General features: G+C 65.8%; 20 protein-coding genes and 1 pseudogene. 14 read left to right on the forward strand and 7 right to left on the reverse strand.

The genetic code is table 11. From position 1 onward, the window contains the following. From C6W92_RS05020 to C6W92_RS05035, 4 genes and pseudogenes are all read right to left on the reverse strand, one after another. Nucleotides 1-561: a TetR/AcrR family transcriptional regulator gene (locus C6W92_RS05020; protein ID WP_129431944.1), complete on the reverse strand. Its 561-nt coding sequence runs from the start codon at nt 559-561 to the stop codon at nt 1-3. Nucleotides 562-822: 261 nt separating this feature from the next. Next, nucleotides 823-1769 (reverse strand): annotated as a pseudogene (locus C6W92_RS05025) (sterol desaturase family protein). Beyond that, nucleotides 1766-2104 carry a hypothetical protein gene (locus C6W92_RS05030; RefSeq protein ID WP_241691076.1) on the reverse strand — a complete coding sequence of 113 codons (339 nt, stop codon included), beginning with the start codon at nt 2102-2104 and terminating at the stop codon, nt 1766-1768. The pseudogene C6W92_RS05025 and the gene C6W92_RS05030 overlap by 4 nt, the downstream one beginning before the upstream one ends. Nucleotides 2105-2205: 101 nt before the next feature. Continuing rightward, the gene (locus C6W92_RS05035) at nt 2206-3105 is read right to left on the reverse strand and encodes a DMT family transporter (protein WP_129431945.1); all 900 of its coding nucleotides are present in this window, start codon (nt 3103-3105) and stop codon (nt 2206-2208) included. A gap of 167 nt (nt 3106-3272) precedes the next feature. Here C6W92_RS05035 and C6W92_RS05040 point away from each other — a divergent pair, with 167 nt between their 5' ends. The 4 genes from C6W92_RS05040 (at nt 3273) to gndA (ending at nt 8337) form a co-directional block, all read left to right on the forward strand. Next, nucleotides 3273-4511, forward strand: a complete 1239-nt coding sequence (locus C6W92_RS05040; protein WP_129431946.1) for an MFS transporter — start codon at nt 3273-3275, stop codon at nt 4509-4511. Nucleotides 4512-4685: 174 nt separating this feature from the next. Beyond that, the gene (locus C6W92_RS05045; protein ID WP_129431947.1) at nt 4686-5861 is read left to right on the forward strand and encodes an aspartate aminotransferase family protein; all 1176 of its coding nucleotides are present in this window, start codon (nt 4686-4688) and stop codon (nt 5859-5861) included. Between the two features lie 78 nt (nt 5862-5939). Next, nucleotides 5940-6866 carry an ornithine carbamoyltransferase gene (gene argF, locus C6W92_RS05050; protein ID WP_129431948.1) on the forward strand — a complete coding sequence of 309 codons (927 nt, stop codon included), beginning with the start codon at nt 5940-5942 and terminating at the stop codon, nt 6864-6866. Nucleotides 6867-6936: 70 nt separating this feature from the next. Continuing rightward, nucleotides 6937-8337, forward strand: a complete 1401-nt coding sequence (gene gndA / locus C6W92_RS05055) for an NADP-dependent phosphogluconate dehydrogenase (protein WP_129431949.1) — start codon at nt 6937-6939, stop codon at nt 8335-8337. Between the two features lie 295 nt (nt 8338-8632). Here the strand turns inward: gndA and C6W92_RS05060 are convergent, their stop codons facing one another. Further along, complete coding sequence (locus C6W92_RS05060; RefSeq protein WP_129431950.1) at nt 8633-9526, reverse strand: LysR family transcriptional regulator; 894 nt, start codon at nt 9524-9526, stop codon at nt 8633-8635. A gap of 167 nt (nt 9527-9693) precedes the next feature. Between C6W92_RS05060 and C6W92_RS05065 the strand changes: the two genes are divergently transcribed. The 10 genes from C6W92_RS05065 to C6W92_RS05110 all read left to right on the forward strand — a co-directional run bounded on the left by C6W92_RS05065 (nt 9694) and on the right by C6W92_RS05110 (nt 21071). After that, nucleotides 9694-13113 (forward strand): indolepyruvate ferredoxin oxidoreductase family protein, encoded by a 3420-nt coding sequence (locus tag C6W92_RS05065; protein WP_129431951.1) that lies wholly within the window; start codon nt 9694-9696, stop codon nt 13111-13113. A 79-nt stretch (nt 13114-13192) separates the two neighbouring features. Further along, nucleotides 13193-14056, forward strand: coding sequence for a lysophospholipid acyltransferase family protein (locus C6W92_RS05070; RefSeq protein WP_129431952.1), 864 nt, complete (start codon nt 13193-13195; stop codon nt 14054-14056). 19 nt (nt 14057-14075) lie between these two features. Further along, complete coding sequence (locus C6W92_RS05075) at nt 14076-14888, forward strand: aspartate/glutamate racemase family protein (RefSeq protein ID WP_129431953.1); 813 nt, start codon at nt 14076-14078, stop codon at nt 14886-14888. Between the two features lie 34 nt (nt 14889-14922). Continuing rightward, a complete protein-coding gene (argC, locus tag C6W92_RS05080; RefSeq protein WP_129431954.1) occupies nt 14923-15951 on the forward strand; it encodes an N-acetyl-gamma-glutamyl-phosphate reductase in 1029 nt (342 codons plus the stop codon). Nucleotides 15952-15966: 15 nt separating this feature from the next. After that, the gene (ccmE, locus tag C6W92_RS05085) at nt 15967-16413 is read left to right on the forward strand and encodes a cytochrome c maturation protein CcmE (protein ID WP_129431955.1); all 447 of its coding nucleotides are present in this window, start codon (nt 15967-15969) and stop codon (nt 16411-16413) included. A gap of 144 nt (nt 16414-16557) precedes the next feature. Beyond that, nucleotides 16558-17166: a holin-associated N-acetylmuramidase gene (locus C6W92_RS05090; protein ID WP_129431956.1), complete on the forward strand. Its 609-nt coding sequence runs from the start codon at nt 16558-16560 to the stop codon at nt 17164-17166. Next, nucleotides 17160-17726, forward strand: coding sequence for a holin family protein (locus tag C6W92_RS05095; protein WP_129431957.1), 567 nt, complete (start codon nt 17160-17162; stop codon nt 17724-17726). Before C6W92_RS05090 ends, C6W92_RS05095 begins: the two co-directional genes overlap by 7 nt. Before the next feature lie 79 nt (nt 17727-17805). Beyond that, nucleotides 17806-19770 (forward strand): heme lyase CcmF/NrfE family subunit, encoded by a 1965-nt coding sequence (locus tag C6W92_RS05100; protein WP_129431958.1) that lies wholly within the window; start codon nt 17806-17808, stop codon nt 19768-19770. Beyond that, the gene (locus tag C6W92_RS05105) at nt 19767-20219 is read left to right on the forward strand and encodes a cytochrome c-type biogenesis protein (protein WP_129431959.1); all 453 of its coding nucleotides are present in this window, start codon (nt 19767-19769) and stop codon (nt 20217-20219) included. Before C6W92_RS05100 ends, C6W92_RS05105 begins: the two co-directional genes overlap by 4 nt. A 72-nt stretch (nt 20220-20291) precedes the next feature. Further along, nucleotides 20292-21071, forward strand: coding sequence for an enoyl-CoA hydratase-related protein (locus C6W92_RS05110; RefSeq protein ID WP_129431960.1), 780 nt, complete (start codon nt 20292-20294; stop codon nt 21069-21071). A 169-nt stretch (nt 21072-21240) separates the two neighbouring features. Here C6W92_RS05110 and gltA read toward each other — a convergent pair whose 3' ends face one another. Together gltA and gltX are read right to left on the reverse strand one after the other, a co-directional pair. Next, nucleotides 21241-22536, reverse strand: coding sequence for a citrate synthase (gene gltA, locus C6W92_RS05115; RefSeq protein WP_104019402.1), 1296 nt, complete (start codon nt 22534-22536; stop codon nt 21241-21243). A 77-nt stretch (nt 22537-22613) separates the two neighbouring features. Next, entirely contained in the window at nt 22614-24026 is a 1413-nt protein-coding gene (gene gltX / locus C6W92_RS05120) for a glutamate--tRNA ligase (protein WP_129431961.1), read from the reverse strand. Between the last annotated feature and the right edge of the window lie 21 nt (nt 24027-24047).

Raw genomic sequence — 24047 nt, forward strand, 5'->3', positions numbered from 1 at the left:
TCAGCCGACGAGGCGGCGCGCCTGCGCGAGGATCGCGGGGATCGACGGGCTGTCGCGGTTCGCGCGCGTCATCACGAGGAGCGCGACCATCAGGCCCTGCAGCACCCGCGCGGTTTCCGTGACATCCGGCGGCGAGGTTTCGCACCGTGACAGGCTGTCGGCGAAGAACGCCTCGACATGCGCCATGCAAGCCCCCACCATCGCTGCGATCTCGGGGTCATGCGGCGCGCGTTCCATCGCGGTATTGACCATTAGGCAGCCGCCGGGGAGCTTTGGATCGCCGCGCGCCGCCGCTTCGAAGGCGGCAAGGATCGCTTCGCGGGGCTCGTGTTCGCGCCCCAGATGATCGAGATAGCCGGTGCGATAGGTGGCGTCGTAATGCCTAAGCGCGCGCAGGAAGATGGTGCGCTTGTTGCCGAAGCCGGCGTAGAGACTGCCACGGTTGAGACCGGTCGCGGCAACGAGATCGGCCATCGACGTGCCCTGGAAGCCATTGCTCCAGAATGCACGCATCGCCGCATCGAGCACCTCGGCCTCGTTATATGTCTTTTCCCAGGGCATGGTCGCTCCGCTCGGCGTGGCGCGGGTCGGCGAGGTGCCGGGCCGCGTGTTCGAGCCTATGCCATCTCCGACACCCCGAACAAGGCTGAGTAATGGGCCTTGGACAGGATGCCGGGTAAGTTTCGGACTGCCGTCTTGTTGCCGGAGATAGGAAAGACGGCCCCAAATTTATCGTGAGTGATGGCGCCTCAGCGCATCCCGATAAAGCCGCATTTGGAACGAACGGTCAAATAACAAAGCCGTGCGTGGCGCGTGAGACGCCTATAACGTGTGTTCGGTAAGCGGCAATCCCGGAGTTCCCGAGGCCTCGGGATGCGTCTGCATGTGGCGCGCCTTGATCGCGGTCGATGTCTCGCGGCTGCCGTCATGGCTCCAGCCCGGTGGCATGATGCAGTAATTGAGCCGCTCGCGCCATGTCAGCCCCGGCTTCGTGGCGTCGCGGAAGATGCCCATCCATTCGTGAAAGGCCACGCGGATCGGGTTGAACGTGCCCAAGTTGTGGAGAGGCCGTAATCGACCTTCTCCTCCTCCATCTCGGGGACAAAGGTGCCGAATATCTTGTCCCAGATGATGAAGACACCCGCGAAGTTGCAGTCGAGATAGCGCGGGTTGCGCCCGTGATGCACCCTGTGGTGCGAGGGTGTGTTCATCACCGCCTCGAACCAGCGCGGCATCTTGCCGATCGCCTCGGTATGGATCCAGAATTGGTAGATGAGATTGAGCCCGCCCACGAAGAGCACCATGGCGGGGTGAAAGCCCAGCAGGATCAGCAGGGCGCGCACCACCATCATGAAGGTGAATGTGCCGGTCCATGTCTGCCGCAGCGCGGTGGTCAGGTTGTAGTGCTGCGAGGAGTGGTGGTTGACATGGCTGGCCCAGACCCAGCGGATGCGGTGGCCGAAGCGATGCACCCAGTAATAGCGCAGGTCGTCGAGCACAAAGCACAGCGCGATCATGGTCACCGAGGTGCCGCGATCGAGCGGCGTGATCTCCCACAACACCATGAAGAACCCGTAGGCGATGAAGCCGAGGAGAATCCCGCTCGCCACATTGCCCGCGCCCAGCAGAAGAGAGGTGAGCGCGTCGCGCGTCTCGTGGCGCCCGCCGCGTCCCCTGATGGCGATCCAGAGAAGTTCGGCGAGGATGGCGGCGATGAAGAAGGGCACCGCCCAGTTCACCACGTCGGGAAAGGTGATCATGTCGCTCATGCAGTCCCCTCCAGCGTGTTCTGCCACTCTGCAGTTTCGCCCGAGTCGAGTGTGAGTTGAATGCGAGGCGCGGTATAGTCGGGCAGGTCGATATGCAGACCGGTCCGGGTGGGCTTGATCTGTGCGCCGTTGAGATAACGTGCCGTGGTGTCCGCGCCCATCGACCAGACCACGCCACGGCCCGTGTCGGTTGCGATCAGGGCGGCGGAGCGGTCGTGGCAAAGCGTCACGCGCAAGGGTGCATCACCGGGAAACTCGCGCAGCCGCGCGGCCCGCGCCGCGGCCTCATCGGCGAGCGTTGCCTGACGCGACAGGCCCAGCAGGTGCAACAGCACCGCGATGCCGGAGATGCCAAGGTTCGACCATCGGCAACAGGATGCTCAGCGGCATGATCTCCTCCCTCGGACCGGATTTAGCCAACGGGGAGGCGTATTTGTCAAAGGGGGTGTTGCGGCACCTTTCGCTGCCGTCCCTCGCGCCACGCCAGCAGCCCCGCGCCACACAGCACAATGGCGGCCCCGGTGATCGAGATGGCATCGGGCCAGACCCCGAAGATCACCCCGTCGTAGAGTGCGGCAAAGACCAGCGCGGTGTAGAAGAACGGGGCCACGTAACTTGCATCGCCCCGCGCCACGGCATTTACGAAACAGGCCTGTGCCAGCGCCATCAAGAGGCCGATGCCGATCAGCGCCGCCCATTGCGCGGGCGTGGGGGTGGCCCAGACCCAAATCACGGCGGCGGTCGCGATACCGAGGCCGATGGCATTGTTGATCAGAAGGATCTGCCACGGCCCTTCGCGGCCCGACAGTTGCTTGATGAATATGAGCTCCGCCCCCAGGCACATCGCCGCTCCGAGCGCCAGAAGGGCGCCCGGTTCGATCACGCCGCTTCCCGGTCGCATCAGGATCGCGGCCCCCGCAAGGCCGATGGCGGCGGCGCACCAGCGTAGCGGGCCGACCCGTTCGCCCAGAAGCGGTATCGCGAGCATCATGCCGAAGACCGGGTTGAGAAAGCTGATTGCCGTGGCGTCCGACAGCGGGATGAAGGCGGCGGCGGCGAACATCAGCGTGACCCCGGCCCAGCCAAAGCCCGAGCGTTTGGCATGGGTCGCGAGATCGGGCCGCGTGAAATGCGGGCGGATCAGTGCCGTCATCACCCCGATGACGAGAAAGGCGAAGAGAAACCGCCCGTGGCTGACCTGCAGCGCGTGCAGCGGCGGGCCGAGCGCGTCGGTCCCGAGCGCCTTCGCGAGCAGCGTGGTACCGGCAAGAAGGGCGGCGGCCACAAGCGTGAGCAGGGCGGCAAGGGCCGGGTTGGGAGCGTGCGGCGTGAACATGGCCGATCTGTGCGCCAGGGCCGCTGCCCCTGCAAGCGCGAAGTACCGCAGGGACAAGACGCGCGGCGGACAAATTCCTGTGTAGCGCGATCCGAAAGCGACATGGCGTCGCGCGCTGCCAAGCCGGGGCGCGCGGCGCGTGGCAAAGCCGGGGTGAAGGAGAGCTCATGCACCTGCGTTCCGTTCCCGACTGGCTGCGCCATCCGCCCACCCCTTCGGTGCGCGGCTTCGGCCTCCTCGCGGGCATTGAGGCAATCGCGCGCGGCATTCTGATCTCGGTCATGCCGCTCGAGATCTATCGTGCGCTGGGCGCGGCGGCGCGGGTTTCGGAAATGTATTTCCTCGTTGGCCTCCTGTCGCTCGGCACCGGGCTAATGGTGCCATACGCGACGCGCTTCGTGCCGCGCCGCTGGGTCTACGCAGGGGGGTGCGCGATGTTCGCGGTCGGCGCGGCCCTCGGGGCAGCGGGTGGGGCGGTTGCGATGATGGCAGCGCTGGCGATGGTGACGGCGGCCACGGTGACGATCTTCGTATGTTTCAACGCCTACGTCCTCGACCATATCGCCAAGGCCGACCTGGGCCGCTGTGAGACGTCGCGTATGTTCTTTGGCGCACTCGGCTGGACGGCGGGTCCGTGGCTCGGCGTGACGCTGCTCGATCTCTGGCGACCGCTACCTTTTATCATCGCCACATTTGCCGCCCTGACCATGCTGGGTTTGTTCGTCTGGCAGCGCTTGGGCAATGGGCGGCTCATCACCCGTGCGCGCGGCCCGGCACCCAACCCGCTGGCGTGGCTGCCGCGCTTCGCCGCGCAGCCGCGGCTTGTGGCGGGCTGGGTGTTTGCCGTGATCCGCTCCTGCGGCTGGTGGGTCTACGTGGTCTACCTGCCGATCTTCGCGGTCGAGCGGGGCCTGAGCGAGGCTCTGGGCGGTATGCTGCTCTCGGCCTCGAACGGGATGCTCTTTGCCACGCCGCTGATGCTTGCGTGGATGCAGCGCCGCTCGATTCGGCAGGCGGTGCGTACCGGGTTCACCGCCGCTGGGCTGCTCTTTGTCATCGCTGCCGTGCTAGGCGGGTGGCCCTGGGCGGCGGTTGCGGCGCTGGCGCTTGCGTCGGTTTTCCTGGTGCTGCTCGACATCTCGGCGGGGCTGCCATTCCTGCTCGCGGTCAAGCCGTCGGAGCGCACCGAGATGTCGGCGATCTATGCCAGTTTGCGCGATGTCTCGGGCATCGTGACACCGGGGGTGGCGTGGCTGGTGCTGCTCGCTGCGCCGCTTTCAGGGGTTTTTGCCCTGACCGGGGCGGGACTGCTAGGCTGCGCGCATCTGGCCCGGCGACTGCATCCGCGCCTCGGCACCGTGCACCGTCGCGAGATTCCACTTTCCCATGCACCGGAAAGCGGGTAAGGCAGCAGCATGACCACGCGCCTGACATATTCCGCAATCCGACGCCGACGCACCCGCGCCTGACGTTCCGCGACGCCCGTGATCCCCGGCACCACCCGTGCCATATGCCCCCTCATCGTTGACTTGCCCCCGCCCATGCGGCACTCAAGGGGCTTCTTGCTGAAGGACCATGCCATGATCCCGTCGATCCTGCCGACCTATAACCGCGCGCCGCTTTCCTTTGTGAAGGGCGAAGGCGCATGGCTGATCGAGGCGGACGGGCGCCGATTTCTCGATCTCGGGGCCGGCATTGCGGTCAATGCGCTGGGCCACGCTCATCCCGACCTCGTGGCGGCGCTGACCGAGCAGGCCGGCAAACTGTGGCATACCTCGAACCTATACCAGATCCCTGCGCAGCAGGAACTGGCCGACCGGCTGGTGGAGGCGACATTCGCCGACACGGTGTTCTTCACCAATTCCGGCACCGAGTCTTGCGAGCTCGCCATCAAGATGGCGCGCAAGCATTTCTTCGATGCCGACCAGCCAGAGCGCACGGATATCATCGCCTTTGAGGGATCATTCCACGGACGGTCCTCGGCGGGTATCGCTGCCGCCGGGTCTGAGAAGATGACCAAGGGCTTTGGCCCCCTGTTGCCGGGCTTCAAGCATGTGCCCTGGGGCGACCACGACGCGCTCCATGCCGCTATCGACGACAATACCGCCGCTATCCTCATCGAGCCGGTGCAGGGCGAGGGCGGCATCCGCCCGCTGCCCGATCAATGCCTCAAGGGGCTGCGCGATCTCTGCGACCAGAGGGGCATCCTGCTCATCCTCGACGAGGTGCAGTGCGGCGTGGGGCGCACGGGAAGGCTTTTTGCCCACGAATGGGCCGGGATTACGCCTGATATAATGATGGTCGCCAAGGGCATCGGCGGTGGCTTTCCGCTAGGTGCGGTGCTGGCTACGGAAAATGCCGCTGCGGGCATGGGAGCAGGCACGCATGGCTCGACTTATGGCGGCAACCCGCTGGGTTGCGCCGTCGGTTGCGCGGTGATGGATCATGTCGCGACGTCCGAGTTCCTCGCCGAGGTCAACCGCAAGGCGGGGTTCATGCGCCAGCGCCTCGAAGGGCTGGTAGCCGCGCATCCCGACATTTTTACCGGCGTGCGTGGGTTGGGCCTGATGCTGGGGCTCACCTGCAAGGTGGCAAATACCGACGTGGTCAAGGCGGGCTACGACGCGCTGGTGGTCGCAGTCCCGGCTGCCGACAACGTGATCCGCCTGCTTCCGCCGCTCACGATCACTGAAGGTGAGATCGCCGAGGCAGTTTCCCGCCTCGACGCGGCTGCCACCGCGTTGGAAACCGCCTGAGTTTCTTCTGGCCAGACATATCCCGGGGGTGTGGGGCTTGCCCCCACGGGTGCCCCGATTGCAAAAGTGAAAAACGACATGACCCATTTTCTCGACATTCACAAAACCGATCCGGCCGATTTGCGCGCCATTATTGACTGCGCGCGCGCGATGAAGGATGCGCGTGATGGCTGCCCGCGCGGCACGCCCGACGCCGAGCAGCCGCTCGCCGGGCGCATGGTCGCACTCATATTCGAGAAACCGTCGACGCGTACGCGCGTCTCGTTCGACGTGGGTGTCCGGCAGATGGGCGGGCAGACCATGGTGTTGTCGGGTGCCGACATGCAGCTTGGCCATGGCGAGACCATTGCCGATACCGCTCGGGTCATGAGCCGCTATGTCGATCTCATCATGATCCGCACCTTCGATGAATCGGTGCTGCTGGAAATGGCCGAGCATGCGGATGTGCCAGTGGTCAACGGGCTCACCGACCGCACCCACCCCTGCCAGATCATGGCCGATATCCTGACCTTTGAGGAGCATCGCGGGCCGATCACCGGCAAGAAGGTGGTCTGGTCGGGCGATGGCAACAATGTCTGCGCCTCGTTCCTGCATGCCGCGGCGCAATTCGGGTTCGATCTGACCTTTACCGGACCGATGCAGCTTGATCCCGAGCCGGAATTCATCGGGTTGGCGCGCAAGGTGGGGCGCAACGTGACCATCGAGCGCGACCCGGCCAAGGCGGTGGCAGGTGCCGATCTGGTGGTGACCGATACCTGGGTGTCGATGCATGACAGCCAGTCCACCAAGGAGCGCCGCCACAACATGCTGCGCCCCTACCAGGTCAATGCCGACCTGATGGCGCAGGCGAAGCCGGATGCGCTGTTCATGCATTGCCTGCCCGCGCATCGCGGCGAGGAGGTTACATCGGAGGTCATGGACGGGCCCAATTCGGTCATCTTCGACGAGGCCGAGAACCGCCTGCACGCGCAGAAGGCGATCCTTCGCCACTGCCTCGGGGTGTGAGGGGCGTGCTTGCATTTTCTTGTGTCAGCGCCTAGGGTTAGACCTATCCGTTAGCGGTATCGGAGAGGGGATGGCCAGCGCGAGGATCGGCATATACGGCCTCGGCACGATGGGCAGCGCGCTGGCGCTGAACATGGCCGAAAAGGGCTTTGACGTGGCCGTGAGCAACCGCGAGGCCGAGTGGATCGCGCCCTTCATCGAAGAGGCGGGGGGGCTGGCGGATCGACTGTATCCCCATGAAAAACTTGCGGATTTCGTTGCCGCGTTGGAGCGTCCCCGCATCATCCTGTTCATGATTCCCTCGGGTGCTCCGATGGACGCGATGCTGCGCGAGATCGACCCGTTGCTGGCGCCCGGCGACATAGTGATCGACGGCGGCAACGCCGATTTCCACGACACGAGGAGACGGGCGCGGGAATTGTCGGTATCGCGTCGGTATTACGTCGGTCTCGGCGTCTCGGGCGGCGAGGCGGGCGCGCGCACCGGCCCGTCGATGATGGTGGGCGGCCCCCTCGAGGCATGGCAGCGGATCGCCCCCATCCTCACCGCCATTGCCGCCCGGCACGACGGCAGCCCTTGCGTGGCGCATCTGGGCCCCGATGGCGCCGGCCATTTCGTCAAGACCGTGCATAACGGCATCGAGTATGCCGACATGCAGATCATCGCGGAGATATACGGCCTGTTGCGCGGCGGCGCGGGGCTGTCGCCGCCCGAGATCGGGACGCTGTTCGAGACATGGAACGCGGGGCCGCTGCGCTCGTTCCTCGTGGAGATAACCGCCGAGGTGCTGGCCGCGCGCGACCCGCAGACGGGGCATCCGGTGGTCGACGTCATCAAGGACGCGGCGGGGCAGAAGGGCACCGGGCGCTGGACGGTGATCGAAGCCCTGCGGCTGGGACAGTCGGCCAGTGTGATCGAGGCGGCGGTGGGCGCGCGAAGCTGGTCCTCTGAAAAGGAAGTGCGGCAGGCGGCCGAGGCGGTGCTGGGCGGTGCCGCAGGCGCGATCGTTGCCACACCGGAGACACTGGCCGAGGCATTCCTCGCCGCGCGCCTGCTGGCCTATGCACAGGGGTTCCGGGTGATCGCGGCGGCGTCGGAAGAGTACGGCTGGGCGCTGGAGCCGGAGGTGATCGCGCGGATCTGGCGGGCGGGCTGCATCATTCGTGCCGATCTGCTCGACGATATCGCCGGTGCCTTTGCCGCGGGTGCGCCGGAGGGCGAGCTGCTTCTCGCGCCCGGCTTCGCGGAGCGCCTGGTCAGGCATCTGCCAGCACTGCGGCAGGTGGTGGCCGAGGCGGTCCATGCGGGCCATCCGGTGCCTGCACTTTCGGCGGCGCTGGCGTGGTATGACACGATGCGCCACGGACATGGCACCGCCGGGCTGATACAGGCGCAGCGCGACCGGTTCGGTCATCACGGGTTCGAGCGGCTGGGGCAGCCGGGGCGCCATCACGGACCGTGGTGGGACTGACGCTGGCGCAGGCGGCCCTGCCCGGAGAATGTGCAGCAGCAAAAAAAAGGCCGAGCACTAAGCTCGGCCATAGTCCAACAGGGAGGTATGAGGGTGATAGGCTTTCGCCCGGCACCGTCATGATTGGCAAATAATGACGGTGCCGGGCGCGATCAAGGTCAATAATGCCGCATGTGCAACATGGCCGGTATGATGCGAGCGCATATCTAGTACCGGAACTGCCTGCTGGCTGGGCGGGGTGATTACGATCCGGTCACGCGGATTTGGGGCTGGTCCGCGCGGTCAGGCGTGGGGGTCACTCGCGCAGGCTGCGGCGATAGGCGACGATCTCCTGCTGCACGAAATCGCGGAAGGCGGATACACGCTTGGATTGCCGCAATTCTTCCGGGTAGGCGAGAAATACCGGCACGGCCGTCGAGGTAAATTCCGGCAGGACGCGCACGAGTTGCGGGAAGTCGTGGCTGAGGTAATCCGGCAGCACGCCGATGCCGAGATCATGGAGCACACCCTGAAGAACACCGAAATAGTTGTTGACCGTGAGCAGCGAAGAGATGTCGTTGGTCATCAACTCGCTAACCAGCGTCGCTGCGGCCCCAACCTGCGCGGAGCGCGGGTTCTGGCAGATCAGCCGGTGGCCGGCCAGCGCCTCTTGATTTTCCGGCATGCCGCGTTTCTCCACGTAGCTTTCCGTGGCAAACAGGCACATGTGCACCGTCATCAGCCGCTTGCGGATCAGGTCGGCCTGGCTCGGTTCCTTCATGCGGATGGCGATATCGGCCTCGCGCATCGGCAGGTCGAGCACGCGCTCCTCTAGCATCAGGTCGATCTTGAGATCGGGATATTTCTCGTAGAGCTTGGGCAGCCGCGGCGCGAGCCAGAGCGTGCCGAAGCCGGTAGTGGTGGTCACGCGCAACTCGCCAAACACCTCTTCTTCGCTGTCGCGGATGCGTGCGGTCGCCGCTTCGAGCCGCTTCATCATCGCGCGGGTGGCGTCGAACAGCAGTTCGCCCTGCTCGGTGAGAATCAGGCCGCGCGCGTGACGGTGAAACAGCGTCGCGCTGAGCGAATCCTCGAGCGCGCGGATTTGGCGGGAGACCGCCGATTGGGACAGGTGCAGCAGGTCGCCAGCATGGGTCAGGCTTCCGGCATCCGCCACCGCGTGAAAGATTCTGAGTTTATCCCAGTCCATTGCGCTCTAATCCGAAAAGTATCAGCACTCGTGACGTAATAGCAGAAAATCCCGTTACGGCGATAGCAAGAGCACGGTCTTTTTATGAAAATCCGCTTTATAGGTCACAAATTATGACCTATTATTACCCTATATTGAGACCTAGCTCTCAGGAAGGGAGGCGCGACATGACGATGCAGAAGGTTTCGCTCGACGATCGCTTCGATCTGGAGAAATCGCCGGTTCTTCTCAATGGCACGCAGGCGTTGGTGCGGCTGATGCTGATGCAGAAGGCACGCGACCGGGCGGCGGGGTTGAATACTGCCGGGTATGTCACGGGCTATCGCGGCTCGCCGCTGGGCGCGGTGGACATGCAGATGGTGCGCGCCGAAAAACTGCTGCGCGAATCTGACATCCGCTTTCAGGCGGGGCTCAACGAGGATCTCGCGGCCACCGCGCTGTGGGGCACGCAGCAGGCGGAGTTGCGCGGCGAGGGGAAGTATGACGGCGTGTTTGGCCTGTGGTACGGCAAGGGTCCCGGCGTGGACCGCTCGGGCGACGTGATGCGCCACGCCAACATGGCAGGCACCGCGCCCAAGGGCGGCGTGCTGATGGCGATGGGCGACGACCATACCGGCGAATCCTCGACCGTGCTGCACCAGAGCGAATGGGCGCTCGTGGATGCCTACATGCCGGTGGTCAGCCCCGCGGGCGTGCAGGAGATCATCGACTACGGCATTTACGGCTATGCGCTGAGCCGGTTTGCCGGGGTCTGGGTCGGCCTCAAGACGATGAAGGACACGGTCGAGGCGACGGCGGTGGTCGATGGCCGCCCCGACCGGGTGCAGATCGTGACGCCGGAGTTTCCAATGCCCGAGGGCGGGCTGAACATCCGGCTGATCGACACGCCGCATGCGCAGGAAACGCGAATGATCGACTTCAAGCGCTTTGCCGCAGAGGCGTTCAGCCATGCCAACGGCATGGACAAGCGCATGTGGGGCAAGCCGGGCGCCAAGATCGGTTTTGTCGCGGCGGGCAAGAACTGGCTCGATCTGGTGCATGCGCTGCAGTTGCTGGGCATCGACGAGGCCGAGTGCGAGCGGCTGGGGATCACCACCTACAAGGTCGGGCAGGTCTTTCCGCTGGACATGCAGGGGTTTCATGACTGGGCCGAGGGGCTCGACCTGATCGTGGTGGTCGAGGAAAAGCGCAAGCTGATCGAGGTGCAGATCAAGGAGGCGATTTTCGACGATCGTCGCGGGCGGCGCGTCTATGGCTGGTACAAGGGCGGAGCGGGCGGCATGCACCGCGACGAGCTATTCCCGACGCGCGGCGCGCTTGATCCGATCTGGATCGCCGAGAAACTGGGCGGCATCCTGATCGAGGAGGGGCGCGGCACCGACCGGATCAAGGCGGGGCTGGAGTCGCTCTCGGAGGCGCGCGCCGGCGACAATGCCGAGGAGATCGCGACGCGGCTGCCGTATTTCTGCGCCGGGTGCCCGCACAATTCCTCGACCAGGCTGCCCGAGGGGGCCCGCGCCTATGCCGGGATCGGCTGTCACTACATGGTGCAGTGGATGGACCGCGAGACCACCGGGTTCACCCATATGGGTGGCGAGGGGGCCAACTGGATCGGGGAGGCACCGTTTTCCACGCGGGGGCATGTGTTTCAGAACCTCGGGGACGGCACCTATAACCATTCCGGGGTGCAGGCCATTCGCGCGGCGCTCGCCGCGGGTACGACGATGACCTACAAGATCCTCTACAACGACGCGGTGGCGATGACCGGCGGGCAGGGCAACGATGGCGGGCTGGATGCGCCGCAGATCGCGGCAGAGCTGCGCGCGATGGGGGTGAAGCATCTGGCGGTCGTTTATGACGAGAAGGAGGATGTTGATCCCAAGTCCTTCCCGCAAGGCATCGAATTCGCGGAACGATCCGATCTGATGGCCGTGCAGGAGCGGCTGGCAAAGGTCGAGGGGGTCAGTGTCATCCTCTACATACAGACCTGCGCCGCCGAGAAGCGCCGCCGCCGCAAGCGCGGCAAGTTCCCCGACCCTGATCGCCGCGTGTTCATCAACACCGACGTGTGCGAGGGGTGCGGCGATTGCGGCGTGCAGTCGAACTGCGTGGCCATCGTGCCCGTCGAGACGGAGCTGGGCCGCAAGCGGGCGATCGACCAGTCGAGTTGCAACAAGGATTTTTCCTGCCTCAAGGGGTTCTGCCCATCCTTTGTCACGCTTGAAGGCGCGAAGCCGCGCAAGGACAGCACCGCCGATCTGAGCCTGCCCGAGATGCCCGCGCCCGCGCTGCCCGAGATCGACGGCACGCATAACGTGGTGATCACCGGGGTGGGTGGCACCGGGGTCGTCACCGTCGGCGCGATCCTCGCGCAGGCGGCGCAGATCGACGGCAAGGGCGCGGGCATGATGGAGATGGCCGGCCTCGCGCAGAAGGGCGGCGCGGTGCATATCCATTGCCGCATCGCCGAGAAACCGGACGATATCAGCGCCATCCGCGTCGCCACCGGTGAGGCGGATGCCCTCATCGGCGGCGATCTGGTGGTGTCCGCGGGGGCCAAGACGCTGGGGCTGACCCGTCCGGGGCGCACGGGCGCAGTGGTCAACAGCCACGAGATCATCACTGGCGATTTCACCCGGCAGCCGGAGTTCCGCCTGCCCGCCGACAGGCTGCAACTGGCGCTTGAGGCGCGGTTGCGCGACGATGTGCAGCTCTTCGATGCCACGGAGCTGGCCAAGGCCGTGATGGGCGACTCGATCTATTCGAACATGATGGTGTTTGGCGCGGCGTGGCAGCGCGGGCTGATCCCGCTGAGCCATGAGGCCATCGCCGAGGCGATCCGCCTGAACGGCGCGGCGGTCGATGCCAACTTGCGCGCCTTCGAGGTGGGCCGCTGGGCGGCGCACGCACCCGACGAGGCGGCGCGTCTGGCCACGCCCTCTGTGGTGGAGAAGCCCAAGAGCCTGGAGGAAAGGATCGCGTATCGCGCCGACCACCTGACCGCGTATCAGGGCAAGCGGCTGGCGAAACGTTACCGCAAGCTGGTGGACGGCATCGCGGACGAAGGCGTGCGCGAAGCGGTGGCCACCGGCTATCACAAGCTGCTGGCCTACAAGGACGAGTACGAGGTCGCGCGGTTGCACCTGGAAACGGCGGAAAAAGCGCACGCCGAGTTCGGCGGCGATTTCAAGATGAAATTCCACCTTGCCCCGCCAATCCTGTCGCAAACCGGCCCCGACGGTCGCCCCAAGAAGCGTGAGTTCGGACCGTGGATGCTGCGCGCCTTCCGCGTGCTGGCACCGTTCAAGGTGCTGCGCGGTACGCCCTTCGATCCGTTCGGGCGCAGTGCTGAGCGGAAAATGGAGCGCGCGCTCATCCGTCAATACGAGGCCGACATGGCGGAGGTGCTGCCCAGGCTCGACGCGGCCACCCGCGACGCGATCATCGCGCTGGCGGAGCTTCCGCTTTCCATCCGCGGTTTCGGCCCGGTGAAGGAGGCCAACGCCGCCAAGGCCGAAAAGCGGCGCGAGGAACTGCTGGCCGCAATCCGCACAGGAGGTGGCGATCTGGCGCGGGCGGCGGAGTGAGCGTCATGAAACGGTCATGTGATCTGGTCATTAGCGTCGCGTAAACGTAGCCCACGCGCGACTCAGACCAGGACAGCCCATGCGCCCAGCCCGCCATATCGCCCGCGACATCAGCTATGCCTACTCGGCCCAAACCAAGGGCGGGCGCGCGATGATCCGCACGATGGAGAACCTGACGGGCCGGATCGGGCTGATAAAGCGGGCGGCAGGCTACGAGCGCGAGGTTTCGCAGGGCCGCGATTTCTGGGAGGTGATCGTCGAGCGCTACGGGCTGAGCCTCGACATCATCGGCGGCAGCCTCGACACCATCCCGCGCGAGGGGCCGTTGATCCTGATCGCCAATCACCCCTATGGCATCCTAGACGGGCTGATGATGGGGCATATCCTGAGCCGCACGCGGGGCGATTTCCGCATCCTTGCTCACAAGGTGTTTCGCAAGGCCGAGGACCTCGACCGCGTGATTCTGCCGATCAGTTTCGAGGAAACCAAGGAGGCCGTGGCGCTTAACCTTGCAACGCGCAAGAACGCGCTCTCGTATCTCGGGCAGGGCGGGGCCATCGGCATCTTTCCCGGTGGCACGGTGAGCACTTCGGCCAAGCCGTTCTCGCGCCCGCTCGATCCGGGCTGGCGCGGCTTTACCGCGCGGATGATCGCCAAGAGCGCGGCCACGGTGGTGCCGGTTTATTTCGACGGCCATACGAGCCGCCTGTTCCAGTTGGCGAGCCACATGCATTACACGCTGCGGATGGGGCTGTTGATCAAGGAATTCAGGGCGCGCGTGGACAGCCCGGTGCGGGTGGTGGTCGGCAATCCGATCCCGCGCCCCGAGCTCGACCGGTTCGCGGGTGACACCAAATCGCTGATGGCGTTCCTGCGCCAAAGGACGTATGAGTTGTCGCCGGACCCGGTCGAGGCCTCCGAGATCGGGTTCGAGTTCGACTGATCTCTTTCGAGGCGGGTTCATGGCGGTTGGAATTTTCGACAGCGGGCTGGGCGGCCTGACGGTCTGGGACGCGGTGCACAAGCGCCTGCCCGATGTGCCGCTGGTCTATCTGGGCGACAACGCGCACACGCCCTACGGGGTGCGCGATGCCGACGACATTTATGACCTGACCACGTCCGGCGTGGCGCGGCTGTTCGATGCGGGCTGTGATCTTGTGATCCTGGCGTGCAACACCGCGTCCGCGGCCGCCTTGCGCCGGATGCAGGAGGCGTGGGTGCCGCAGGGCAAGCGCGTGCTGGGCGTATTTGTCCCGCTGATCGAGGCGCTGACCGAGCGGCAATGGGGCGACAATTCCCCGCCCCGCGAGGTGGCGGTAAGCAACGTGGCGCTGTTTGCGACCCCCGCCACGGTGGCGAGCCGCGCGTTCCAGCGCGAGCTGGCCTTTCGTGCCATCGGCGTGGATGTCGAGGCGCAGGCCTGCGGCGGGGTGGTGGATGCCATCGAGGAAGGCGACATGATCCTTGCCGAGGCGCTGGTGCGGTCCCATGTAGACGCGCTCAAGCGCAAGATGCCGCACCCGCAGGCGGCGGTTCTGGGCTGCACGCATTACCCGCTGGTCGAGGAGGTATTCCGCGATGCACTGGGCCCCGAGGTGTCGGTCTATTCGCAACCGAGCCTCGTGGCGGCGAGCCTTGCCGATTACCTCGGGCGCCACCCCGACAAGCTGGGACAGGGGGAAGAGGGGGTATTTCTTACCACCGGCGATCCCAAGCGCGTCTCGAGCCGCGCGACGCAGTTCCTGCGACGAGAGATCGCGTTCCAGCCCGCCTGATCCCTGACTGACCATCCTCTGCGAGGACACCGACATGACCCATAAGATCGCCATCCTCGGCGCTTCCGGCTATACCGGGGCCGAGCTTGTCCGGCTCATCGCCACCCATCCCGCGCTCGAGATCGCGGCGCTTGCCGCCAATTCCAAGGCGGGGCAGGCGATGGGCGCTGTGTTTCCCCACCTGCGCCATCTCGACTTGCCCGACCTCGTGACCATCGACGCCATTGATTTCTCCGGCATCGACCTGTGCTTTTGCGCGCTGCCGCACAAGACCAGCCAGGAGGTGATCGCGGGGCTGCCACGCGATCTGCGCATCGTGGACCTGTCGGCGGATTTTCGGCTACGGGACCCGGCGGATTACGAGAAATGGTATGGCAACCCCCATGCCGCGCCGGAGTTGCAGAAAGAGGCGGTCTATGGGCTGACCGAGTTCTACCGCGAAGAGATCGCCGCCGCGCGGCTGGTGGCCGGGACGGGGTGCAACGCGGCGACGGGGCAATACATGCTGTGCCCGCTGATCGCGGCGGGGGTCATTGATCTCGACGAGATCATCCTCGATCTGAAATGCGGGGTGTCGGGGGCGGGGCGCAGCCTGAAGGAAAACCTGCTCCATGCCGAGCTTTCCGAGGGCTATCATGCCTACGCGGTGGGTGGCACGCACCGGCACCTGGGCGAGTTCGACCAGGAATTCTCTCGCATCGCCGGGCGGCCCGTGGAGGTTCAGTTCACGCCGCACCTCGTGCCGGCCAATCGCGGCATCCTCGCCACAGGCTACGTGCGGGGCGAGGCGGGCGCGATCCACGAGGCGCTCGCCGCCGCCTACCGCTCCGAGCCGTTCATCGAGGTGCTCCCCCTTGGCGAGGCCCCCAGCACGCGCCATGTGCGGGGCAGCAATTTCTGTCATGTCGGGGTGGTGGCCGACCGGCGCCTGGGGCGCGCCATCGTCATCGCGGCGCTCGATAACCTGACAAAAGGTAGCAGCGGGCAGGCATTGCAAAACGCCAACCTGATGTTATCTCTGCCCGAGACCGCAGGGCTGATGCTGGCCCCGGTCTTTCCCTGACGAAGGGTGGAGCCCATGAAAACCCTCAAGAAGAAACGCCGTGTCCAGGTCGTGGCCATTGCCGCGCTGGCGCTGATCGCGGCCACCGCGCTTATCGGCTACGGGATGCGCGACGGCATCAATTTCTTCCGCTCGCCCAGCCAGGTCGTCGCCGAGCCGCCCGCGCCGACGGAGGTGTTTCGCATCGGCGGGCTGGTCGAGGAGGGGAGCATCCGGCGCGGCGAGGGTGAGACCGTGCGCTTTACCGTCACCGATGGCGGCGCGTCGGTGCCGGTCACGTTTACCGGTATCCTGCCCGATCTCTTTGCCGAGAACCAGGGTATGGTCGGCACCGGCTCGTTGCGTGATGGCGTCTTTGAAGCCTCTGAAATCCTCGCCAAGCACGACGAGGATTACATGCCCAAGGAGGTCGTGGACGCGCTGAAGGAGCAGGGTGTCTACCAGGAACCGGGCGGAAGCTAGGGCTGTCGGAGTCGGCTTTCGAGTATTTTAGCCAAGAAGAAGCCATGATCGGCTGAGACGTCGGCGCGCGCTGCGTCAGGCGCGTGTTAACCTGTCTGCAACGATCCTCTCGCCCGTGTTTCACAGCGCGGGACGGACAGGCGGATGCGAAGTGTCGAGCGGATAGCTGAAGAGATCGTCGTCCGCGAGGGCGGCTTCGTCAACGACCCGGACGATCCGGGCGGGGCCACCAGTTTCGGTGTGACGATCCATACGCTGCGGCGTCTGGGGCTCGATCTCGACGGCGATGGCGATGTGGACGAGGCCGACGTGCGGCGGGTGACACGCGCGCAGGCGGTCGATCTCTTCATCGAGCACTATTACCACCTCCCCGGTATCGCGCGGCTGCCACAGGCGTTGCGCGCCGGCGTGTTCGACATGCAGGTGAACGCCGGGGCGAATGCCGTGCGCATCCTTCAGCGGCTGTTGCGCGAGATGGGGCAGACGGTGGCGGTGGACGGGGTGATCGGCCCGCGGACCGTGGCCGCCGCAGAAGCCGCCGCACGCGCCGCCCCGGGCCACATCGCCGACGCCTACGGGATCGCGCGCCGCAATTACTATTTCCGCCTCGCCGATGCCCGCCCGGCCCTGCGCAAGTTCGCGCGCGCGCGGTCCGGTGGCAAGGGCGGCTGGATACGGCGCGCCGAGGAGTTCATCTCGCCGCGCTATCACCTGAGCGACGCCGGGTTTCAGAGGAGGGTGGCGGAATGGTAGGCGATATCCTGCGGGTGCTGTTCGGCGGTGGCGGCAACGTCGTGCGCGAAACGGCCGAGGTGTTTCGTGTCAATGCCGAGGCCGCCGATGCCCGCGCGGCCGCGATGCAGCGCGCGGCGCTCGACCAGATGGCGGCAGAGTTCCGACCGGAGGGCCGGGGCCTGTTCGACCGGGTCATCGACGCGCTCAACCGCCTTCCGCGCCCGGCGATGGCGCTCGGCACGCTGGGCCTGATGGTGGCGGCGATGGTCGATCCGCTGTGGTTTGGCGAGCGGATGGCGGGGCTGGCGCTGGTGCCCGAGCCGCTGTGGTGGCTCCTGGGCGCGATCGTGAGCTTCTATTTCGGGGCCCGCCACCAGGCCAAGGGGCAGGAGTTCCAGCGCGGGCTGGCGGCGAGCCTCGCGCGCGCGCCGCAGGTGCTCGCCACGATCGAGGGCCTGCGCCGCCTGCGCCATGACAGCCCCGGTGCCGCCGATCCCGGCCCGGATGCGCGCGCCACGCTGGGCGCCGTCGCGCCGGAGGAAAACGCCGCGCTGACGGACTGGCGCGCCGGGCGCTGAGGGGTGCCGCGACAATGTGATCCGGGATTTACGCCGATTGCGATTGGATGGTGGGCGCGCAGCCCCTATACTCACAATCATGATTATCGAACTTGGCCACTTCTCCCTTATCCTCGCCCTTTTCGTGGCGTGTCTTCAGGCCGCGATCCCGCTCATTGGCGCGCATCGGCGATGGCCCGGATGGATGGCGGTGGCCGAGCCGGCCGCCACCGCGCAGTTCCTGTTGATCGCGGCGTCTTTCGCCGCGCTGACCTATGCCTTTGTCACCTCGGATTTCTCGGTGCGGCTCGTGGTGCTCAACAGCCATACCGACAAGCCGCTGCTCTACAAGATCACCGGCGTCTGGGGCAATCACGAGGGCTCGATGCTGCTGTGGGTGATGATCGTGGCCCTGTTCGGCGCGGCGGTGGCGTGGTTCGGCGACAACCTGCCGCCGACGCTCAAGGCGCGGGTGCTGAGCGTTCAGGCGATGATCGGGGTGGCGTTCCTCGCCTTCGTGCTGTTTACGTCCAACCCGTTTTTGCGCATGGCCGTGCCACCCTTCAACGGGCAGGACCTCAACCCGTTGTTGCAGGACCCGGGCCTCGCGTTCCATCCGCCGTTCCTCTACCTGGGCTATGTCGGGCTCTCGATGACCTTTTCCTTTGCCGTGGCGGCATTGATCGAGGGGCGCGTGGATGCCGCGTGGGGCCGCTGGGTGCGGCCCTGGACGCTGGCGGCATGGGTGTTTCTCACCATCGGTATCGGGCTGGGGTCGTGGTGGGCCTATTACGAGCTGGGCTGGGGGGGCTTCTGGTTCTGGGACCCGGTCGAGAATGCGAGCTTCATGCCGTGGCTCGTTGCTGCCGCGCTCTTGCACTCTGCCATCGTGGTGGAGAAGCGCGAGGCGCTCAAGAGCTGGACGATCCTGCTGGCGATCATCGCCTTCGGATTCTCGATGGTGGGGGCGTTCATCACCCGCTCGGGGGTTCTGACGAGCGTGCACGCTTTCGCCACCGATCCCGAGCGCGGGGTGTTCCTGCTGGCCATTCTCGCGGTGTTCATGCTGGGGGCGCTTACTCTCTTTGCCGCGCGGGCCGGGGCGATGCAAGCCAAGGGCGTGTTCGGCGTGGTAAGCCGCGAATCCGCGCTTGTGCTGAACAATATCCTGCTCGCGGTCGCGGCGTTCGTGGTGTTCTTCGGCACGCTGTGGCCGCTGGTCGCGGAAATGGCGTTCGACCGCAAGCTGTCGGTGGGGGCGCCGTTCTTCAACGCGGCCTTCACGCCGTTCATGGTGGCGCTCGGGCTCGTGCTGCCGGTGGGGGCGATGCTGTCGTGGAAACGCGCCAAGGTAGGGCGCGTGCTGCGCGCGCTGGCCCCGGCCTTTGTGCTGGCGGTAGCGGTGGGTGCGCTGGCCTGGGCGATGCAGAGCGGGCGCTCGGCGCTGGGGCCGGTGGGGATGTTGCTGGCGGCGTGGCTCGTCTCGGGCGCGGCGGTGGACCTGTGGTCGCGCACCGGGCGCGGGCGCGGGCGGCTCGCCCGCCTGACCCGTCTGCCGCGTGCCGACTGGGGCAAGTCGGTGGCGCATGCCGGGTTCGGTGTGACCATCGCGGGCATTTCCGCGATGATGGCGTGGGAGGCCGAGGATATCCGCGTGATGCAGGAGGGCGACACGCTGGAGCTGTCGGGCTATACGCTGCGCCTCGATGAGGTGCATCGCGAGCAGGGGCCGAACTATATCGCGACCGTCGCCACGCTGACGCTGGGTCGGGATGGCCGCGAGATAGGCACCATGCGGCCCGAGAAGCGGGTTTATCCCGTGGCGCAGATGCCCACCACCGAGGCCGCGCTCGACAATGGCTTCCTTCGTGACATCTACGTGGCCATCGGCGACCCGCAGGATGGCGGCGGCTGGGCGGTGCGCAGCTATTACAAGCCGCTGGCGAACTGGATCTGGGGCGGCGCGATCCTGATGGCGCTGGGCGGTTTCATCTCTCTGAGCGACCGGCGTTTCCGCGTGGCCGCCGGGGCGCGCAAGGTGCCGCAGGGGGTGCCTGCGGAATGAAACGGCTGATCCTTGTCCTGTGCATGATCGCCGCGCCCGTATTCGCGGTGCAGCCCGACGAAATCCTCGACGACCCGGCGCTCGAGGCGCGCGCGCGCGATATTTCCGCCGGGCTGCGCTGTCTCGTGTGCCGCAACGAGAGCATCGACGATTCCAACGCAGAACTGGCGCGCGACCTGCGCCTGCTGGTGCGCGAGCGGCTGGTGGCGGGCGACACCAACGAGGAGGCGGTGGACTACATCGTCGATCGTTATGGCGAGTACGTTCTGCTCAAACCCACGGTTGGCGGCGCGAACCTCCTGCTCTGGCTGGCCGGGCCGCTGATGCTGGGCGCGGGGCTGGTGATGGGGGGGCTCTACTTGCGGCGCCGCTCGGTGGCCACAGAGCCCGGGACGGCCCGGCTCAGCGCGCAGGAAGAAGCGCGGTTGCGTGAAATCCTCGACGATTGACGCGCCGTCCCTCTTGGCCTTGCCGGCTGCCTGCGCTTTGATGGCGTGACAGCACGCAGGAGGCGCGACGCCATGAAGCATTACGAGACCATAACGCTCGACATCTCTGACGACGTGGCCACGCTGTGCCTCGACCGGCCCGAGCGCATGAACGCGCTCAACACGCGGATGCGCGCCGAGATCACCGATGCCGTTACCCACGCGGGCCGCGAGGCGCGGGCGGTGGTGCTGACCGGCAATGGCCGCGCGTTCTGTTCGGGGCAGGATCTCAGCGATGGCGGCAATGCCGCCACGCTCGATCTCGAACGGGTGCTGCGCGAGGAATACGTACCGATGCTGCGCGCGATCACCGATTGCCCGGTGCCGACGATCAGCGCGGTGGGTGGTCCCGCGGCGGGGGCCGGGGCCAACCTCGCGCTGGCTGCGGACGTGGTCATCGCCGCCGAGAGCGCCTATTTCCTGCAGGCATTCACCCGCATCGGGCTGATGCCCGATGCCGGCGGAACATGGGCCTTGCCGCGCCAGATGGGGCTCGCCAAGGCGATGGGGGCCGCGCTTTTTGCCGAGCCGATCAGCGCAAGGCAGGCGAGCGACTGGGGCATGATCTGGGAATGCGTGAGCGACGAGGGGTTCGAGGCGCACTGGCAGGCCCGCGCGGCAAAGCTTGCCGTCGGGCCGACGCAGGCCTACCGCGCGGTGAAGGAGGCGATCCGGGGATCGTGGGACAATACGCTAGAGGCGCAACTGGACCTTGAGGCAAGGCTGCAGGGCGCCTGCGGACAGAGCCGCGATTTCCAGGAGGGCGTGCTGGCCTTTCTTGAAAAGCGCAGCGCACGGTTCGAAGGGCGCTGAGGCGACGGGGCGTTCCTAGTCTGGGGCGGACGGCGGGACTAGCATCGCGCGGCTTCTCAACCGTCAGGCCAAAGGCTGAAACAGGCCAATCCTGACACCATCCCCGAACAAGAAAGGCCCGCCATTGGCGGGCCTTTTCCATCAAATCGCATGGCGCGAACTGCAATCCTTAACGCTTTTCGATATCCACGTAGTCGCGCAGCGTCGCACCCTGATAGAGCTGGCGCGGGCGGCCAATTTTCATCTGCGGGTCGCTGATCATCTCTTTCCACTGGGAAATCCAGCCGATTGTGCGTGACACCGCGAAAATGGGCGTGAACATCGAGGTCGGGAAGCCCATCGCCTCGAGGATGATGCCCGAATAGAAATCCACGTTCGGGAACAGCTTCTTCTCGGTGAAATACGGGTCCGCAAGCGCCTGTTTCTCCAGCTCCTTGGCGACCTGCAGCGTCGGGTTGTTATCTATGCCCAAAAGCTCCAGCACCTCGTCGGCGGATTGCTTCATCACCTTGGCGCGCGGATCGAAATTCTTGTAGACGCGGTGGCCGAACCCCATCAGGCGGAACGGGTCGTCCTTGTCCTTGGCGCGGGCGATGAATTCTGGGATGCGGTCGGGCGTGCCGATCTCCTGCAGCATTTCCAGGCATGCCTGGTTGGCGCCGCCATGCGCGGGCCCCCACAGGCAGGCGATGCCGGCGGCGATGCAGGCGAACGGGTTGGCCCCCGACGACGAGGCCAGCCGCACCGTCGAGGTGGATGCGTTTTGCTCGTGATCGGCGTGCAGGGTGAAGATGCGATCCATCGCGCGGCTGAGGATCGGGTTGACCTCGTAATCCTCGGCCGGGACCGAAAAGCACATGCGCAGGAAGTTCGACGCATAGTCGAGATCGTTGCGCGGATATTCGAAGGGCTGCCCGATGGAGTACTTGTAGGCCCAGGCCGCGATGGTCGGCATCTTGGCGATCATGCGGATCGAGGCCACTTCGCGCTGCCACGGGTCGCGGATATCCGTGCTGTCATGGTAGAAGGCCGACATCGCGCCCACGACGCCCACCATGATCGCCATCGGGTGCGCGTCGCGGCGGAAGCCGCGGAAGAAATACACCATCTGCTCGTGCAGCATGGTGTGCCCGGTCACGCGGCTCTCGAAATCCTCGAGTTCCGCGGGCGAGGGCAACTCGCCGTAGAGCAGCAGGTAGCAGACCTCCAAAAAATGCGACTTCTCGGCCAGTTGGTCGATCGGGTAGCCGCGGTGCAGCAATTCGCCCTTGTCGCCGTCGATGAAGGTGATGGTGCTGTCGCAGCTTGCCGTCGAGGTGAACCCGGGATCATAGGTGAAGACGCCTGCCGTGCCATAGAGCTTGCGGATATCCACCACGTCAGGCCCGGCCGTTGGCGAAAAGATCGGCAACTCGTAGGTCTTGCCTTCGATCTCCAGCTTTGCGGTTCTTTTCTCGTCTGACATTCCGGGGTCCTCCCTCTCGGAGTCCGGCGCGCCCTGCGCGCGTCGGACTGGGTATACTTATTCTCCTTGCCAGAGGATTACCCCTCGTCGCAAGCGGCGTCGGTCAGCCGGGCGATCGTTTCCGTTCGCCCGAGGACCAGCATCATGTCGAACACGCTCGGCGTCGCCGTGCGCCCGGCCAGCGCGGCCCGGAGCGGCCCCGCCAGCTTGCCGAATTTCATCCCGTGAGCCTCGGCTATGCCATTCGCCACGGTCTCGAGACTGTCGCGGGACCACGTAGCATTTTGCAACTGCGGCGTCAATTCTATCAGTATACGACGGGATACATCATCGAGTTCCGCTGCCGCCTTCTCCTCCGGGACGATGGGGCGGTCGGTTGTGATAAATGCAGCCTTTTCAAGAAGTTCAGGAAATGTTTTGGCACGATCCTTGAGGCAGTACATACCCTGTTCCATGAGCGCCAACTTTGCATCAGACAGCGGGGGCGCACCGGTCACGGCAAGGAATTCCTGCAATTCATGCAGCAGTGCAGCATCCGCCGTCGCCGCGATGTGCTGACCACAGAGATTCTCCAGCTTCTTGAAGTCGAGCCGCGCGGGGGCCTTGCCGATCCCGGTGATGTCGAACCACTCCCGCGCCTGCGCGTCTGTAAAGAATTCGTCATCGCCGTGGCTCCAGCCGAGACGGGCGAGGTAATTGCGCATCCCCGCCGCCGGATAGCCCATGTCCCGGTACTCCTCGACCCCGAGTGCGCCGTGGCGCTTCGAGAGCTTCTTGCCGTCGGGGCCGTGGATCAGCGGGATATGGGCGTAGGTGGGTAGCGGCCAGCCCATCGCCTGGTAGATCAGCATCTGGCGCGCGGCGTTGTTGAGGTGGTCGTCGCCCCGGATCACATGGGTCACGCCCATGTCGTGATCGTCCACCGCGACGGCGAGCATGTAGACCGGCGAGCCGTCGCTGCGCAACAGAACCATGTCGTCGAGCTGATCGTTGCGGATCGTCACGTCGCCCTGCACCACGTCGGCGATCACCGTGGTGCCCTCGCGCGGGGCCTTGATGCGGATGACATGGGGTGCGCCTTTGGGGTGGGTGGCCGGATCGGCGTCGCGCCACGGGCTTTGATAGAGGGTCGATCGGCCCTCGGCGCGGGCCGTCTCGCGAAACGCCTCGATCTCTTCCTGCGTGGCGTAGCAGCGATAGGCGCGGCCTGCGGCCAGAAGCTGATGCGCGACCTCGGCGTGGCGCTCGGCACGGGCCGCCTGGCTCACGGCCTCGCCGTCATGGTCGAGCCCCAGCCACGAGAGCCCGTCGAGGATCGCCTGCGTCGCCTCGGGGGTGGAGCGGGCTCGGTCGGTATCCTCTATGCGCAAGAGAAAGCGGCCGCCGTGACCACGCGCATAGAGCCAGTTGAACAGCGCCGTGCGCGCCCCGCCGATATGCAGGAAGCCGGTGGGCGAAGGGGCGAAACGGGTCACGACCTGTTGCGTCATGGGCGGGCTTAACCTTTTCTT

Source organism: Roseovarius sp. A46 (assembly GCF_004126395.1).
Taxonomy (GTDB): Bacteria; Pseudomonadota; Alphaproteobacteria; order Rhodobacterales; family Rhodobacteraceae; genus Roseovarius; species Roseovarius nitratireducens.